Origin of the sequence: Sphingomonas sp. CFBP 13728, assembly GCF_014841895.1 — a bacterium.
Classification (GTDB): domain Bacteria; phylum Pseudomonadota; class Alphaproteobacteria; order Sphingomonadales; family Sphingomonadaceae; genus Sphingomonas.
Genome location: NZ_JACYUS010000002.1, coordinates 522,969 through 537,993, shown reverse-complemented (window position 1 = coordinate 537,993; position 15,025 = coordinate 522,969). Strand labels below are relative to the sequence as shown.

Sequence of the window (15,025 nt, the reverse complement as noted above, 5' to 3'; positions counted from 1 at the left end):
TTGCAGGAATTTGGGGGAATCAGGCCATATCGGGACAAGCGGTTGATCTAAATCACCGATTTGGCGGAACCGATCAGCGGGCGACTGGTTACTTCGCCGATGACCAAGACCGCCCTCATTGTCGAAGACGAAATCTTCGTCGCACTCGACCTCGAGAGAATCCTCATGGATGCCGGCTACGGCGTCGCGGGGATCGCGGCGGACCGCGACAGCGCGATCGCGGCGGCACCGGGGTGCAACTTTGCGTTCGTGGACATCAATCTACGCGACGGACCTACCGGGCCTGAGATCGCCAAGCGTATGGCGCAGGATTACGGCGTCAAGGTCGTGTTCGTGACCGCCAACCCCGCGCAGATCGGCGATGCACAGTGCCTTGGGTACATTCGCAAGCCGTTCAGCGATGCGGCGATCCTGGCCGCGGCGGCGCTGGCCTGCAACGACGATCCAATCGCCCATGACGACGTAATCCGCGTGGTCAGCGGCTAAACGCAGCCTTCGGGATCGTCAGGTCCACGATCAAGCCGTCATCGTTCCAGGTCCGATTCACGCTACCACCCAGCTGACGCACCGCGCTCATTTCGATCAACTGCGTACCGAAACCCGCTGGAGTCGTCGGCTTGGCGACGGACGGGCCACCCTGTTCGCACCAGTTCAAGCTCACCGTGTCGTCGTTCGCCGTGACAGCGATCCGAACCGTGCCGAGTTCGGTCGCAAGCGCGCCGTACTTCGTCGCGTTGGTGGCGAGTTCGTGAAACAGCAACGCAAGCGGCGTGGCCGAGCGATCATCGATCGTCACGTCGTCGCCGGTGACGCTGAGACGTGCGCCGTCGATCCGCTGATACGGCTCGAACAATTCCTGCAACAGGCCGTGCAGACTGTTCTGCGCAGCGGCCGGACGCGAGTTCGCGCTGTGCGGGCGGACGAAGTCGTGCGCGCGGCCGAGCGCGTTGATCCGGTGGCGCAAGTCCGTCGCAATCCCCGCAAACTCGGGCTTCCCCCGCGCGGAAAACGCGATCAGCCCGGCGATCACCGCGAAGATGTTCTTGATCCGGTGGCTCAGCTCCTGGCTGATGATCTCGCGCTCTTCATAGGCGAGCTTCTGTTCGTGGATGTCGGTGCACGTCCCGAACCAGCGCGTGATCGCACCGTTTTCGTCGCGTACCGGCAGCGCACGGCCGAGCACCCAGCGGTATGTGCCGTCGAAATGCCGCAGCCGATATTCGATGTTGTACGGCTCGCCGGTATCGAGCGACTGGCGCCAGATCGCCCAGGCGCGATCCTGATCGTCGGGATGGAACATGTCGTTCCAGCCTTCGCCATCGGTCGTTCCCGTGGGAGCACCGGTGAACTCGTACCAGCGTGCGTTATAGTAATCGTGGAAGCCGTCGGGCAGCGTCGACCACACCATCTGTGGCATGGTGTCGGCGAGCGTGCGGAACTTCAGGTCGCTCGCTTCCAGCGTACGCCGCGCCTCGGCCTCTGCCATCGCCTGTTCGCGCGCGGAGCGGCGATCGTCGAGCCGGCCCATCGCTGCCTTGGCGAGCAATGTGAGGCCATCGCGCTGGAACCGGGTCAGGCCTTCGCGAGGCGCGCTCGCTAAAACGCAGAGCGCCCCCAGCGGCACGCCCTCGCTGGAGACGAGCGGCGCACCGGCGTAGAACCGGACATAGGGTTCGCCGGTCACCAGCGGGTTGTCGACGAAGCGCGGGTCGGCCTGCGCGTCGGGGACTTCCATCACCTCGTGATGGTGCATCGCGTGCGCGCAGAACGACATGCTGCGCGGCGTCTGCTCCATGTCGAAGCCGGTCCGTGCCAGAAAACGCTGATATTCCTCCTCGACCAGGCTCAGCAACGCGACCGGGGCGCCGCAGAGCTCGGCTGCGAACGCCACGATATCGTCGAGCTGGCCCTTCGCGCGCGCACCGGCGACGTCGTAGGCCGAGATCACGCGAGAGCGCTCGGCCTCGTCGAACGTGGCGGTCTTGGGAACGGAATACAGCGTCGTCACAGAGATCAGAACGGCACGTCGTCGTCGAGATCGTCCGAGAAGCCGCCGGTCTGGCCGAAGCTGCCGCCGCGTGCGCCGCCGCCGCTACCGCCACCCGAGGGTGCGCTGCCACCACGACCACCGCCGCCGTAACCGCCGCCGCCGCCCGACGAACCACCGCCGAAGTCGTTGCCGCCACCGCCGCCTGCCCAGTCGTCGCCACCGCCGCGGCTACCACCGCCGCCGCCTGCACCACCGCCTGCGCCGCCGTTCGGGCCGTCGAGCATCGTCAGGACGCTGTTGAAGCCCTGCAGCACGATCTCGGTCGAATATTTGTCCTGGCCCTGCGCGTCCTGCCACTTCCGGGTCTGGAGAGCGCCTTCGATATAGACCTTCGAGCCCTTGCGGAGATACTTCTCCGCGACGTTCGCGAGACCTTCGTTGAAGATCGCGACCGAATGCCATTCGGTCTTTTCCTTGCGCTCGCCCGACATCTTGTCCTTCCAGGACTCGGATGTCGCGATGCGCAGATTGACGACCTTGCCGCCGTTCTGGAACGCCTTGCTCTCCGGGTCGCGACCCAGATTGCCGACGATGATGACCTTGTTAACGCTGCCTGCCATGATGCCCCTCAGAGGCCGGCGAACACCGCCAGCCAGTATGTAATGCCAGCCATGATGTAGGCGGCGGCGAACAAATAGCCAACCATGAACGCCGGCCATTTCCAGCCATTTGTCTCGCGGCGCGTGACGGCGATCGTCGAAATGCACTGCGGCGCGAACACGAACCACATCAGGAAGGCGAGCGCGGTCGGCAGGCTCCAGCGGCCGCGCAGGTTCTCGATCATCGCCTTGCCGCCCTGGTTGCTGTCGGGATCGTCGATCGCATAGACGGTGCCGATCGCCGCCACGGCGACTTCGCGCGCGGCCATTGCCGGGATCAGCGCGAGGACGATGTCGCGGTTGAAGCCGATCGGCGCGAAGATCGGCGCGATGCCGTTGGCGATGCGGCCGGCGACCGAATAATCGACCGCCGAGATCTTCGGCGCGCCGGCGGGCTGCTCGGGCGGCTTGGGGAAGCTCAGCAGCACCCACAGGATGATCGTCGAGGTCAGGATGATGCCGCCGGCGCGCTTCAGGAAAATCTGCGCGCGGCTCCACAGGCCGATGCCGACGTCGCGCCACTGCGGCCATTGGTATTTGGGCATCTCCATCATGAATCCCGACGACACGCCCTTGGTCACCGTCCGGCGCAGCACCAGCGCGGCGACGAACGCGCCGACGATGCCCATCACGTACAGCCCGAGCATCACCAGCCCCTGCAACCCGACGAACGGCAGCACCTGCGTGTTGGGGATGAACGCGCCGATGATCAGCGTGTAGACCGGCAGGCGCGCAGAACACGTCATCAGTGGCGCGATCAGGATCGTGGTCAGCCGGTCCTTCTCGTCGTCGATCGTCCGCGTCGCCATGATGCCGGGAATCGCGCAGGCGAAGCTCGACAGCAGCGGAATGAACGCGCGGCCCGACAGCCCGACGCTCGCCATCACCCGGTCCATCAGGAACGCCGCGCGGACCATATAACCGCTGGCCTCGAGCACGAGGATGAAGAGGAACAGGATGAGGATCTGCGGCAGGAACACGATCACCGCACCGACGCCTTTGATCACGCCATCGACCAGCAGCGAGCGGAGCAGCGAATCGGGCATTTCGGCGGTCAGGAACCCCTGCAACGCGGTGAAGCCCGCATCGATCGCGTCCATGAACGGCTGTGCCCAGCTGAACACCGCCTGGAACATCAGGAACATGATTGCGAGCAGCAGGATCGGGCCCGCGACCGGGTGCAGCGCGACCGCGTCGAGCATGTGCGTCCAGCGGCGGACTTGTGTCTCGGACACGGTCGCGGACGTCGCGATCTGGCGTGCGCGGCGCTGGAGCGTGACGATGTCGTCCTGCACGCTGCCGTCGGATTTGCGCAGGCGCATTGGGCCGTTGACGACGATGCTTGAGAGTGCGGCCTTCAACTCGTCGAGGCCACGCTTGCGCACCGCGACGGTCGGGATCACCGGGACGCCGAGCTCGCGTTCGAGCACTTTCGGGTCGAGCTTCAGCCCGTCGCGCTCGGCGAGATCGACCATGTTGAGCGCGACCACGACCGGCAGGCCGAGCGCGATCAGCTGGAGCGTGAAGCGGAGGTGATTGTCGAGATTGGCGGCATCGACGACGACGACCAGTGCGTCGGGAAGGCGCTCGCCGTCCTGCGTGCCGGTGACGACGTCGCGGGTGACGCGCTCGTCGGGGGAGGAGGGTTCGAGGCTGTACGCGCCGGGCAGGTCGACCAGCTCTACGGGCCGGCCGTCGTCGAGCATCAGCCGCCCGACCTTCCGCTCGACCGTGACGCCGGGATAATTGCCGACCTTCTGGCGCGCACCCGTGAGCGCGTTGAACAGCGCGCTCTTGCCGGCATTGGGATTGCCGACCAGCGCAACCAGCGGTGCTGCGTTCATTCTAAAGGATTATTCGGCCGCGGCCGGCATTGGCGAGACGTGGATCGCGCCCGCGACGGCACGACGCAGCGCGACGGTCATGCGGCCGATGCGACAGGCGATCGGACCTTGGCCGAGCGTCGCACGGTGCAGGACCTCGACATCGACACCCTCGTCGAAGCCCAGTTCGCGCAGCCGACGCGCCTCCGGCCCAGCGAGCCGCGCCCATTCGATCGCGGCGACAATCGCGTGCTGCTTGCGCGGCAGGGTTTCGAGGCTGACGGAACGATCGGGGCGAGTGTCCATGATGCGACTGATTATCAGTAACCCCGGTCGAAGGAAAGCCCTAACCGCGGTTAGTTACTACCGCCTCCACGTCGCGCCATACGGACGAAACTTAGAGGACAGAGTTACTTAGCGGACCGTTCCCGACTTCAGGCGGTCGGATAGCGCAGCCGGCCGACGAATCGCGACAGGCTGAAACCGTGCTCAGTGCGCTTGAGGAACCCAGCCTTGGCCTTCTCGAACTGCATGATCCCGTCGATCCGGCGACCAAGGAACGCGCGCGTTTCGGCCAGACCTTCGCTTTCGTCGTCCAGGAAGACCGTGATCGTCGACGCGTACACGCCGAGCAGGATCGTCCGCTTGGTGTAATAATTATAGTCGGTCGCGACGTCGCCGGCCGCACGCCAGATCGTGTCGACCGTCCGCCAGCCAAGCCGCGTCGCCTTCGCCAGGTTCTGCGGCAGCGCGAGGATCGCGAGCGCACGCCGCAGCGATTCGCGGTCGATCGACGTCGCGTCGAGCCGCGCCTCGACCAGCACGGTGATCTTCTCGCGGATCTTCATGAGCGCCAACCGCTCGGGCGGCACCGCGGCGAGCATGACGCCATCGATATGCGCGAACCACGCGTCGATCATGTCGACCGGGCCGTCCTTGAACGCGAGCGCGGCGATGTCGGTGTCGATCCCCTCGGCCTGCGCGGCCATGTCGCGCGCGGCGTCGCTCCAGCCGTCGAACGCCGCATTGGCAGCGATACCGGGGGCGAGCAGGGCGCGGATTTCGTCGAGCGTAAGGTCTTGGGTCATACCGTCTCCTGCCGTTCAAAATCAGGCGTATCAAGCGTGTCTTCAAGGGGGACTTCCGGGGGAGGTCCCCGACGGACGAGCACCAGCGCGACCGCCACCATCACGACACCGACCAGATCCGCCGCACCGAGCCGCTCGCCATAGACGAGCCAACCTACGATACCGGCGACCACCGGCTGGATCAGCAGCGCGATCCCGATGACCAGCGGCGTGAAGCGGCCGAGCGCATAGATCATCAACCCCTGGCCGAGCACCTGGCTGCAAAGGGCAAGCCCGATCAGCGGCCCCCAATGCGTCGGCATCACGCGCTCACCCATCGCCAGCGCGAATACGAGCATCGGCACGATCCCCGCCAGCGTCGCCAGCGTCAGCGCGGACATCGGCGCCAGCGTCGCCCGTGCCCGCGCCATCAGGACGAAATAAACGGTGTAGAGCAGCCCCGCGAGCAGGCAGAACAGATCGCCCGCCAGGTTCTTCGCATCGAGCTGATACGACCGCCCGAGCAGCAACGCGCCGCCCGCCGCCGCCAACGCGAGCGCGAACCCTTGCGTCCGCGTCGGCCAGCTGCGCGCGATCAGGAACCCGTAGATCGGGAAGATCAGCGTCGCGACGTTGCCGAACAGCGTCGCATTGGCGAGCGTCGTCCGCAGGATCCCGAGATGCCACGTGCCGAGATCCGCCGCGAAGCACACCCCACCTGCGAGCAACCCGGCCCATAGCTTCCACCCGAGCCGCATCGGTCGCGCGCCCTGCTGGACCGCGAGCACGACCAGAAACGGTACCGCCAGCGTCAGCCGCCAGAACCCCGCAGCCACCGGCCCGACCTCGGTCGCGCGGACGAACCAAGGCCCGAACGCCAGCGCGACGTTCGCCACCAGCAGCGCCGCAAAGGCGATAAGTCCTGGCGCGGCAACACTTTCCGCAACCGGCGTCAAACCGCGCGCGGTATCGGGCACGCTAGATAATCTTTGCGGGTCGGAGCGATGCATGCCGCCCTGTAGCCTCCTATCTTCCGCCCGTCAGGCCAATAAGGAGCCCCCATGCCTAGCCTTTTCGATCCGATTACCCTTGGTGCCGTCGAAGCGCCGAACCGCATCATCATGGCGCCGCTCACCCGCGGGCGTGCCGACAGGGATGCGGTGCCGACCGACATCATGGTCGAGTATTATACGCAGCGTGCGAGTGCCGGCCTGATCATCTCGGAAGCGACCGGCATCAGCCGCGAAGGCCTCGGCTGGCCGTTCGCGCCGGGTCTGTGGACCGATGCGCAGGTCGCCGCCTGGAAGCCCGTCACCGACTCGGTCCATGCCGCCGGCGGCCGGATCGTCGCGCAGCTGTGGCACATGGGTCGCCAGGGCCATTCGTCGGTCTACGAGACGCAGCCCGTGTCGTCGTCGGCAACCGCGACCGAAGGCCAGGCGCACACGTTCGAGGGCAAGAAGGATTTCGAGGTCGCGCGTCCGCTCGAGACCAACGAGATTCCGCGCCTGCTGAACGACTATGAGCTGGCAACGAAGAACGCACTCGCGGCCGGCTTCGACGGCGTGCAGATCCACGCGGCGAACGGCTATCTGATCGACCAGTTCCTGCGCGACAACGCCAATTTCCGCACCGACGAATATGGCGGCGGAATCGAGAACCGCGTCCGCCTGCTCCGCGAAGTCGCCGAGCGCGTCATCTCGGTCGCCGGCGCCGATCGCGTCAGCGTCCGCCTGTCGCCCAACGGCGATTCGCAGGGTGTCGACGACAGCAACCCCGAGGCGCTGTTCACCGCCGCCGCAAAGGCGCTGTCCGATCTCGGCATCGCGTTCCTCGAACTGCGCGAGCCCGGCCCCGACGGCACCTTCGGCAAGACCGATGTGCCGAAGCTCAGCCCGGCGATCCGGAAAGTCTTCAAGGGCGTGCTGATCGTTAACTCGGACTACACGACGGTCGAGGAGGCACAGGCCGAGCTCGATTCGGGCAATGCCGACGCGATCACCTTCGGTCGCACGTTCATCGCGAACCCGGACCTCCCCGAGCGCCTGCGCACCGGCGCACCGCTTGCGAAGGACGACGCGAAGACGTGGTACAGCCAGGGTCCCGAGGGATACATCGACTACCCCGCGCTCGAGACTGCCAACGCGTAACCCGCGTACGCCAAGTCGCGACCTTGCTTCGACTGCCCATCCTAACACCGTCACCCCAGCGAAAGCTGGGGTATCCCTCATGGCTCGTGACATTCGCCCCACGGTGAGATCCCAGCTTTCGCTGGGATGACGGAGGGTGGGGAGACGACCTAGAGCCTCTGGTCACCCGCGCCGCCATCGCTTAGCAGCGCGCTTCCGCGCTCTGGGTAGCGTACCGGTGACGACAGGACATCTAATGACCGACGGCTGGCCGAGCGGCGGCAGGGGAACGGGGCCGCTCATGCCCGGCACCGCCGACCGGGCCGCAAAGCGCGCGGAGGAGCGTGCCAACGGCCGCGAGCAGCGCGCGAAGGAGCGGCTTGCCGCGTCCGAACAGCGATCCGAATCGCGTGCCGCACAACGCGACCTCCAGTCCCAGGAACGCGAACGCGCCCGCGAAAGCCGGCGTATCGAGGAGGATCAGCGGATCAAGGCGCGGCTCGATGCGCCGCCGACCAACGATGTCGAGGCGTTGAAGATTTCCAAACGCCGCCGCTCGGGCGCGCTCGCGCGCAGCGGCGCGGAATCGAAGACCGACCGCGACACCCGTAGCTACAAGACCATCGTCGACACCGCGCGGATCCGCACGCTCGCCGATCGCGGCGCGTCGGTGGCGGGCCTTGCCGGCGCGTTCGGCATCACGATCGAAGAGGTTGAGGCGGCTTTGCTGGAAACGGCCCCGCAGGACTAGGGGTTAGGTGGCGGTACGACCCCCGGCCAGCCATGCCTTCGCCTCATCGATGTCGAGGAACGTCCGGCAATTCTCGGCCTTCAGATAACGTTCGGTCTGGAGCTTGGCCAAATGCGAGGCGACAACTGCAGCGATCGGCGCCGACGTGACCTTCAGCGCCTTGGGCATCATCGCTTCGAGCGCGTCTATGACCTTCAACGGCTGGATCGCGGCCTTGCGCAGATCGGCCAGCACGACGAACCGGCCATGATACAGCCGTGCCGCCGTACCGCGCGCGAGCAGTTCGGCGGAGAACGCCGCGGTCGTCGCAACCGACCAGAACCCCTCGGTGACGATAATGAGCGTCTTGGTCGGGGTGTCGAAGCTGATCGTGTACATGCTGCCGTCCGCTAGCATCGGCACCTTAACGATATGCTGTCGTTCACTTTAATCGGTCCCTGGCAGGTCGACATGGAGGCGCCGGAAGCGAGCTTCGACCAGACTGTACGCACCGAACAGCGCGAGACCGATCCCGGTCAGCGCGAGCAGCCACTTGCCGCCGGGTTGCGATTGCAGCCGCTCCAGCGCCTCGGCCACTCCGCCCGCGTCGCTCGCATGGGCGGTCCAGGCGGCGAGTCCGAACAGCCCCGCGACGATGAGGAACACCAGCGCGCGCGCGCCGTAGCCGATCCGGCCCATCGTGCAGACATAGCCGGGCGCGGGGGCATCGCCGCGCAGGTCGTGGATGAAGTCGCCGCGCCATGCCTTTTGCGCCTGCTGGAACGCAGCGACCAGCACGCCGACCGCGACCGCGCCGACCAGCACACGTCCGGCCGGCTGATCGAGCAGCAATGCGGTCCAGTCGCGCGCGCTTTCGTCGCCGGGCGAGACCGCGATCTTCGCCTTGCCCAGATCGAGCGCGAGCCGCGTCGCGGTCCAGGCGAGGATCAGATGCGCGATACCGCTGACGACATGGCCGATCCGCTTGAGGCTGCCCTTGGCATCGCGGGTGATCTGCTCCGGGTTCGCCGCGGCCTCGGTTAGCCGCCAGATCGCATAGCCGAGCAGCCCCGCCGCGACGATCGCCAGCAGCACCGGGCCGAGCGGTCCGCCCGCCATCGACCCGATAGCGCCCTGGTTGTCGGCGATCTCGCCACCGTGCAGCGCCGCGTCGACCGCGAACCAGCCGACGAGGATATACACGACGCCGCGCGCGGCAAAGCCGAGCTTGGCGAGCCACGTCGCATTCGCATCCGAGATCATGATTGCCCCCTTGTTACGCAGGCATAACGGTGCGCGACGTGGGACGTTCCTGCGCAGGGGCGGGCTAGGCGGTCGAGGCCGCGACTGTCTTCAGGGTGCACGACCGACATTCGGTAAGCGAGCTGCTATTTGTCGAATGCGGACCTCATCGATCCTCCCCCGTCAGGAGGACTATCGTAGGTTGGACCTTGGTTCGGTCTGGCGCTCGCAAGGGGAGGGACACGTATCGGCCGTCAGAAGGGTAAGGAGCGGTTATTCCTCGAACGTGTCGGACGTGGAATCGAGCCGCGCGCCATCCAGCGTCTTCTCGATCCGAGTCTTCGCAGCCGCGTCGGCCGCCTTCTCGGCCACCGTCCGCCCGAACAGCCGGCGGTTCTGATCCGCGCGCACCGAAGCCTCGTCTCGCGCGCGCTGCTTCCGGACGAGCCGCAGGTTGATCACGTCACCCATGCCCTGCTCTCCGCGCCCGCCAGTCGGCGGCGCTCTGGCCCCAATCGTCCACCGGCAGCGCTTCGAGCGGCGGGGGGAGTTTCGTTCGGCCGCGGTTGGTCGACCCGAGCTGTTGCGCAAGCGCGATCGACTCGGCGTTGTCGGGTGCGATGGTGTGGATGATGTCGGTCCAGCCGAGCACATCCACCGCATAGTCGATCGTCGCCGTCGCGGCCTCGCGCGCGAACCCGTGACCGGCGAACTGCGATGCCAGTCCCCAGCCGATTTCCGTCCCCGGCCAGTCTTCGGGCTGCCACGGACCGACGCGGCCGATCCATTCGCCGGTATCGCGCAATGTCACCGCGAACATCGAGAACCCACGGATGCTCCACGCGCCTGCCATCGCGCACAGCCCACGCCAGGCGACGCTGCGCGACTGCACACCACCGAGATGGCGCATCGTGACGGGATCGGCGTGGAACGCATACCACGCCTCGGCATCCTCCGGTCCCAAGGGCCGAAGCAACAGGCGCTCCGTCAGGAGCGCCGGCGCGGTCATGCGATGAAGCGGTCCTTGAGCGCCAGCATCGCCAGCGCCGCGTTGGCTGCACCGCCGCCCTTGTCGCCTTCGGTGGGCTTTGCGCGGGTCAGGGCTTGCGCCTCGTTCTCGGTGGTCAGGATGCCGTTGCCGATCGCCAGGCCGTCCATCGTCAGCTGCATGATCCCGCGTGCGCTTTCGCCCGCGACGATCTCGAAATGATAGGTCTCGCCGCGGATCACGACGCCCAGCGCGACATACGCGTCGAACGTCTCGCTCTCGGCCGCCAGCGCGATCGCGCCGGGGACTTCGAGCGCGCCGGGCACGGTGATCGTCTCGTAAGTGTGGCCGGCGGCTTCGATCGCGGCCTTCGCGCCCTCGACGAGCAGGTCGTTGAGGTGATCGTAGAACCGGGCTTCGACGATGAGGAGATGCGCCATCAGTTGCTCTTTTCGGTGTTCAGGGACGCGATCGGGCGCTCGCCGACGATCGACAGGCCATAGCCGTCGAGGCCGACCAGCGTGTGATGCGTGTTGGTGATCAGCACCATGTCGTGGACGCCGAGTTCGGTCAGGATCATCGCGCCGACGCCGTAGTCGCGCAGTTCCTCCATGTCCGGCGTGATCTCCGCACCCGCCTTCTTCATCACCGCCGAGGTGAAGGTGTTGCTGCGCGGGCGGTTGATGACGACGATCACGCCGGCGCCTTCGTCCGCGATCATCTGCATCGAGCGTGCGAGGATGCGGCCGCGTTCGCCCGATTCGCCGAAGATGTCCGCAAATGGCGACAGCGCGTGCATGCGGACCAGCGTCGGCTTGGCGGGGTCGATCTTGCCCTTGACCAGTGCGACCTGCTCGGTGCCGGTCGCCTTGTTCCAGAATGTCAGCGCGCTCCAGTCGCCGCCCCATTCGGACGTGAACTTGGCCTCGGCGCGCTTCTCGACGAGGTGATCGTGGCGGCGGCGATAGGCGATTAGATCGCGGATCGTGCCGATCTTGACGTTGTGGAACTGCGCGAAGGTGACAAGATCGTCCATCCGCGCCATCGTGCCGTCCTCGTTCATGATCTCGCAGATCACGCCCGAGGGGTTGAGCCCGGCCAGCCGTGCGACGTCGACCGCCGCCTCGGTATGGCCGGCGCGGATCAGCACGCCGCCGTCGCGTGCGACCAGCGGGAAGACATGGCCGGGGGTGACGATGTCCGGCTTGCCCTTGGTCGCATCGACCGCGACCGCGATGGTCCGCGCGCGATCCGCGGCCGAGATGCCGGTGGTGACGCCTTCGAGCGCCTCGATCGACACGGTGAACGCGGTCTCGTGCCGGGTGCCGTTGTTGCGGCTCATCAGCTCGAGCCCGAGTTCCTCGGTCCGCTCCCTGGTCAGCGCGAGGCAGATCAGCCCGCGACCGAACTTCGCCATGAAGTTGATCTTCTCCGGCGTCGCCATCTGCGCTGGGATGACGAGGTCGCCCTCGTTCTCGCGATCCTCGTCGTCGACCAGGATGAACATCCGGCCGTTGCGCGCCTCGTCGATGATCTCTTCGGGGCTGGAGAGGTAACCGTGCTTGAGACGGGCGAGTTCAGCTGGCTTTGACACGGTAATGCTCCATGCGTTGGAGATAGCGGGCGAGGACGTCGATCTCGATATTGACCGACTGCCCCATCTGGATCGTCCCGAGCGTCGTGACCGCCCAGGTATGCGGGATGATGTTGAGGCCGAACTCGACCTCCCCATCGATGTCTTGAACGCTGTTTACCGTGAGCGAAACGCCGTCGACCGTCACCGATCCCTTGGGTGCGATGAACGGCGCGATGTCGGCCCCTGCGCGGATCGTGACGCGGTGCGATCCGCCTTCTTCCGCCAACGCTACGATGGTGCCGAGGCCGTCGACATGGCCCGTGACGATATGGCCGCCGAGTTCGTCGCCGAGCTTCATCGCGCGTTCGAGGTTGAACTTGCGACCCTCGGTCCATTGGTCCTTGGCAGTGCGGCTAATCGTCTCGCCCGAGACGTCGACCGCGAACCAGTTGGGGCCTTTGTCGACCACGGTCAGGCAGACGCCCGAGCAGGAGATCGACGCGCCGAGATCGACAGTGGCGGTATCATAGGCGGTGCTCACGACTACACGCGTATCGCCGGGCGATTCCACGGTTGTGACAGTGCCGATGTCGGTGACGATTCCGGTGAACATTATGCCTCGTTTCGTTCGCGCTCGTAGACCTCGAGCCGGTCCATGCCAAGTTGCCGCGCATCGACGATTACCCAGCGACCATGTGCTTTAGTCAGGTCCGTGAGGCCGATGTCGCGGAGTGCGGGCTTGCCGCCGCCGATCAGGATCGGTGCGCGGTAGAGAAGAAGCCGGTCGACCAGATCTGCCGCGAGGAATGCCGACGCTACGGCCGCGCCGCCTTCGACGAGGATGTGGTCGACGCGGGGGAGGGTGGCGATGTCGTGCGGAGCGGCGATGACGGTCCATCCGGGCAGGTCTTGGACGGTCGCGGATAAAAGTACGCGCATCGAACCGCGAGCTTCCAGCCCCGGTACCCGCACGTCGAGTCGCGGCGCATCGGCATCATACGTGCCGCGCCCGACGAGGATCGCTTCGTGCCGACTCCGCTCGAGATGCGCGTGGGCGCGGGCTTGCGGGCCGGTGATCCAACGACTCGAGCCGTCCGGCATCGCGATGCAGCCGTCGAGCGAGGTCGCAAGCTTCAGGGTGACGTGCGGGCGATCGAGCGCTTGGCGGGTGAGAAAGCCGGCCATCGAACGTCTGGCTTCGTTCACGCGAACACCGCGCGTCACCGCAATGCCAGCGGCCTCCAGCCGGGCAAACCCCTGGCCCGCCGTTCGTGCGTCGGGGTCTTCGAGGGCGGCGACGACACGCGCAATGCCTGCCTCGATCAGCAACCCGCTACACGCCGGTCCACGTGGAGACTGATGCGCACACGGTTCGAGCGTAACGTAGGCCGTAGCTCCCCGAGCCTTCGCGCCAGCCTCGGCCAGCGCCATCGCCTCGGCATGCGGACGTCCGCCGACCTGCGTCCAGCCGCTCCCGACCACCCGGCCTTCGCGCACGACAACGCAACCGACATTGGGGTTGGGCGCAGTCCGTCCTCGGCCGCGCTCGGCCAGTGCCAGCGCGGTACCCATCCAACGCGCGTCAGCCTGGGTCAGATCCCCATGGCCTTCAGCTTGTCGTCCAGCCGCTTGAACGACGCGCGCTGTGCATCCTCGCGGGCCTTCTGCTCGGCGAGCGCCTTGGCCTTGATCGGCGCATCGATCTTCTGCTGTGCGATGATCTGCGCATCGGTGCGATCCGCGGGCCACTGCTCGACGTAGATGATCTTCGGCCGGTATTCCTTCTCGACGTACGAATCCTTCATGAACGCGTAGATCAGGAAGCTGGTGACGCAGAGCGCCGCCACGAGAAAGATGAGCTCGTACGGCCGGCGCTGGCTGAGGAAGAGCCGCAGGTCGCGATAGGCGACGATCGGCGTGAAACGACTGAAAAAGCCCATGCGCGCCAAGATAGGGGGACGGAGCCGGCTAGGCCAGCCCCGTACCTCGCAAGCTTCAGTTCTGGAGCACGAACGTCAGCGCCATCGACCGCCATGCCTCGACCGGAACGCCGTCGCGTGTCGCCGGCTTGAACCGCCATTTTGCTAGCGCGCGGTCGAACGTCGCGCGGTAGAACGCGTCGGTGGTCGCGCTGACCCGCTCGATCTGTTTCACGCGACCGTCGACGCCGACCAGCACGCGCACCACGACCCGGCCCTCGCGCTCGGCGCGGCGTTCCTCGGACGGGTAACTCGGCTGGAACTCGGCGGCGTAGCGCGGGTCGATGCCGGGCTGGACGAACAGCGGCGGCAGTTTCGGCGTATCGACCGCGACGGTCCCGGTGCCCGTGCCTTCGACTCCGATCGGCGGCGTGTAGGGGAGCGGATCGGGCGCGACCGTAAAGCCGTTATCGGTCTGCGTTGGTACCTGCGGGATTGGCGCATCGGGACGCGGGGCAGGGCGCGGTTGCTGGCGGATCAGCGGATCGGCGGGCGGGGTTGGCTCGGGCGGCGGGGGCGGGGTGTACGGGACATAGGTGACGAGCGGCTTGTCGGGCATGAAGGGCAGCACGTGAGGCGTTGCAAAGAACAAGGCTCCGATCACCGCGCTGTTGATCGCCAGTGCGACGCCAAGGCTCCCGGGATTGAATCCGCCCGTCCGGTTCAGTCGATCCGCGTACATTACCGTCTCCTTCGCATCTCCTCGAGGATGGCGGCGAGATAGGTACCGCCGGTTGGGATGGTACATCATTACATTTCGGAGGCAAGAGGTTTGGAGGGGCGGTGAGGGAATGTCTTGGGCGCTATTTTATCGACGTTTCGTCGGCGTCGAATACGATCGC

19 protein-coding genes are annotated in these 15,025 nt (G+C 66.3%); 3 read left to right on the top strand and 16 right to left on the bottom strand.

Features of this window, described 5'->3' with window-relative positions; all coding sequences use genetic code 11:
• Window positions 1-99 precede the first annotated feature (99 nt).
• Window positions 100-486: a response regulator gene (locus tag IFT67_RS11345; protein WP_192238390.1), complete on the top strand. Its 387-nt coding sequence runs from the start codon at window positions 100-102 to the stop codon at window positions 484-486.
• Here IFT67_RS11345 and IFT67_RS11340 read toward each other — a convergent pair.
• The 6 genes from IFT67_RS11340 to IFT67_RS11315 all read right to left on the bottom strand — a co-directional run bounded on the left by IFT67_RS11340 (window position 476) and on the right by IFT67_RS11315 (window position 6,549).
• Complete coding sequence (locus IFT67_RS11340) at window positions 476-2,008, bottom strand: sensor histidine kinase (RefSeq protein ID WP_342450607.1); 1,533 nt, start codon at window positions 2,006-2,008, stop codon at window positions 476-478. The genes IFT67_RS11345 and IFT67_RS11340 overlap by 11 nt on opposite strands.
• Before the next feature lie 5 nt (window positions 2,009-2,013).
• Complete coding sequence (locus IFT67_RS11335) at window positions 2,014-2,610, bottom strand: single-stranded DNA-binding protein (protein ID WP_192238389.1); 597 nt, start codon at window positions 2,608-2,610, stop codon at window positions 2,014-2,016.
• 8 nt (window positions 2,611-2,618) lie between these two features.
• Window positions 2,619-4,493, bottom strand: a complete 1,875-nt coding sequence (feoB, locus tag IFT67_RS11330; protein ID WP_192238388.1) for a ferrous iron transporter B — start codon at window positions 4,491-4,493, stop codon at window positions 2,619-2,621.
• A 9-nt stretch (window positions 4,494-4,502) separates the two neighbouring features.
• Window positions 4,503-4,778, bottom strand: coding sequence for a FeoA family protein (locus IFT67_RS11325; protein ID WP_060526089.1), 276 nt, complete (start codon window positions 4,776-4,778; stop codon window positions 4,503-4,505).
• Between the two features lie 128 nt (window positions 4,779-4,906).
• Window positions 4,907-5,560, bottom strand: coding sequence for a COQ9 family protein (locus IFT67_RS11320; protein ID WP_192238387.1), 654 nt, complete (start codon window positions 5,558-5,560; stop codon window positions 4,907-4,909).
• Window positions 5,557-6,549, bottom strand: coding sequence for a DMT family transporter (locus IFT67_RS11315; protein ID WP_192238386.1), 993 nt, complete (start codon window positions 6,547-6,549; stop codon window positions 5,557-5,559). The genes IFT67_RS11320 and IFT67_RS11315 overlap by 4 nt, the downstream gene beginning before the upstream one ends.
• Window positions 6,550-6,600: 51 nt before the next feature.
• On the opposite strand from IFT67_RS11315, the gene IFT67_RS11310 reads away from it, so the two are divergent.
• Both IFT67_RS11310 and IFT67_RS11305 read left to right on the top strand, forming a co-directional pair.
• Window positions 6,601-7,689: an alkene reductase gene (locus IFT67_RS11310; RefSeq protein WP_192238385.1), complete on the top strand. Its 1,089-nt coding sequence runs from the start codon at window positions 6,601-6,603 to the stop codon at window positions 7,687-7,689.
• 235 nt (window positions 7,690-7,924) lie between these two features.
• Window positions 7,925-8,419 (top strand): hypothetical protein, encoded by a 495-nt coding sequence (locus IFT67_RS11305; protein ID WP_244647330.1) that lies wholly within the window; start codon window positions 7,925-7,927, stop codon window positions 8,417-8,419.
• 3 nt (window positions 8,420-8,422) lie between these two features.
• On the opposite strand, the gene IFT67_RS11300 is transcribed toward IFT67_RS11305, so the two are convergent.
• From IFT67_RS11300 to IFT67_RS11255, 10 genes are all read right to left on the bottom strand, one after another.
• Window positions 8,423-8,821, bottom strand: a complete 399-nt coding sequence (locus IFT67_RS11300) for a hypothetical protein (RefSeq protein ID WP_192238384.1) — start codon at window positions 8,819-8,821, stop codon at window positions 8,423-8,425.
• A gap of 24 nt (window positions 8,822-8,845) precedes the next feature.
• Window positions 8,846-9,661 (bottom strand): DUF1206 domain-containing protein, encoded by an 816-nt coding sequence (locus IFT67_RS11295; RefSeq protein ID WP_192238383.1) that lies wholly within the window; start codon window positions 9,659-9,661, stop codon window positions 8,846-8,848.
• A gap of 252 nt (window positions 9,662-9,913) precedes the next feature.
• Complete coding sequence (locus IFT67_RS11290; protein WP_107963360.1) at window positions 9,914-10,111, bottom strand: DUF4169 family protein; 198 nt, start codon at window positions 10,109-10,111, stop codon at window positions 9,914-9,916.
• A complete protein-coding gene (locus IFT67_RS11285) occupies window positions 10,104-10,649 on the bottom strand; it encodes a GNAT family N-acetyltransferase (RefSeq protein WP_192238382.1) in 546 nt (181 codons plus the stop codon). Before IFT67_RS11285 ends, IFT67_RS11290 begins: the two co-directional genes overlap by 8 nt.
• Entirely contained in the window at window positions 10,646-11,068 is a 423-nt protein-coding gene (ribH, locus tag IFT67_RS11280) for a 6,7-dimethyl-8-ribityllumazine synthase (protein WP_192238381.1), read from the bottom strand. Before ribH ends, IFT67_RS11285 begins: the two co-directional genes overlap by 4 nt.
• Window positions 11,068-12,222 (bottom strand): 3,4-dihydroxy-2-butanone-4-phosphate synthase, encoded by a 1,155-nt coding sequence (ribB, locus tag IFT67_RS11275; RefSeq protein ID WP_192238380.1) that lies wholly within the window; start codon window positions 12,220-12,222, stop codon window positions 11,068-11,070. The genes ribH and ribB overlap by 1 nt, the downstream gene beginning before the upstream one ends.
• A complete protein-coding gene (locus IFT67_RS11270) occupies window positions 12,206-12,817 on the bottom strand; it encodes a riboflavin synthase (protein WP_192238379.1) in 612 nt (203 codons plus the stop codon). The genes ribB and IFT67_RS11270 overlap by 17 nt, the downstream gene beginning before the upstream one ends.
• On the bottom strand, window positions 12,817-13,776 hold the full coding sequence (gene ribD, locus IFT67_RS11265; RefSeq protein WP_192238378.1) for a bifunctional diaminohydroxyphosphoribosylaminopyrimidine deaminase/5-amino-6-(5-phosphoribosylamino)uracil reductase RibD: 960 nt from the start codon (window positions 13,774-13,776) through the stop codon (window positions 12,817-12,819). Before ribD ends, IFT67_RS11270 begins: the two co-directional genes overlap by 1 nt.
• A 20-nt stretch (window positions 13,777-13,796) precedes the next feature.
• Window positions 13,797-14,144 carry a hypothetical protein gene (locus IFT67_RS11260; protein WP_056053696.1) on the bottom strand — a complete coding sequence of 116 codons (348 nt, stop codon included), beginning with the start codon at window positions 14,142-14,144 and terminating at the stop codon, window positions 13,797-13,799.
• Between the two features lie 55 nt (window positions 14,145-14,199).
• Window positions 14,200-14,865 (bottom strand): TonB family protein, encoded by a 666-nt coding sequence (locus IFT67_RS11255; protein ID WP_192238377.1) that lies wholly within the window; start codon window positions 14,863-14,865, stop codon window positions 14,200-14,202.
• Window positions 14,866-15,025: the final 160 nt, after the last annotated feature.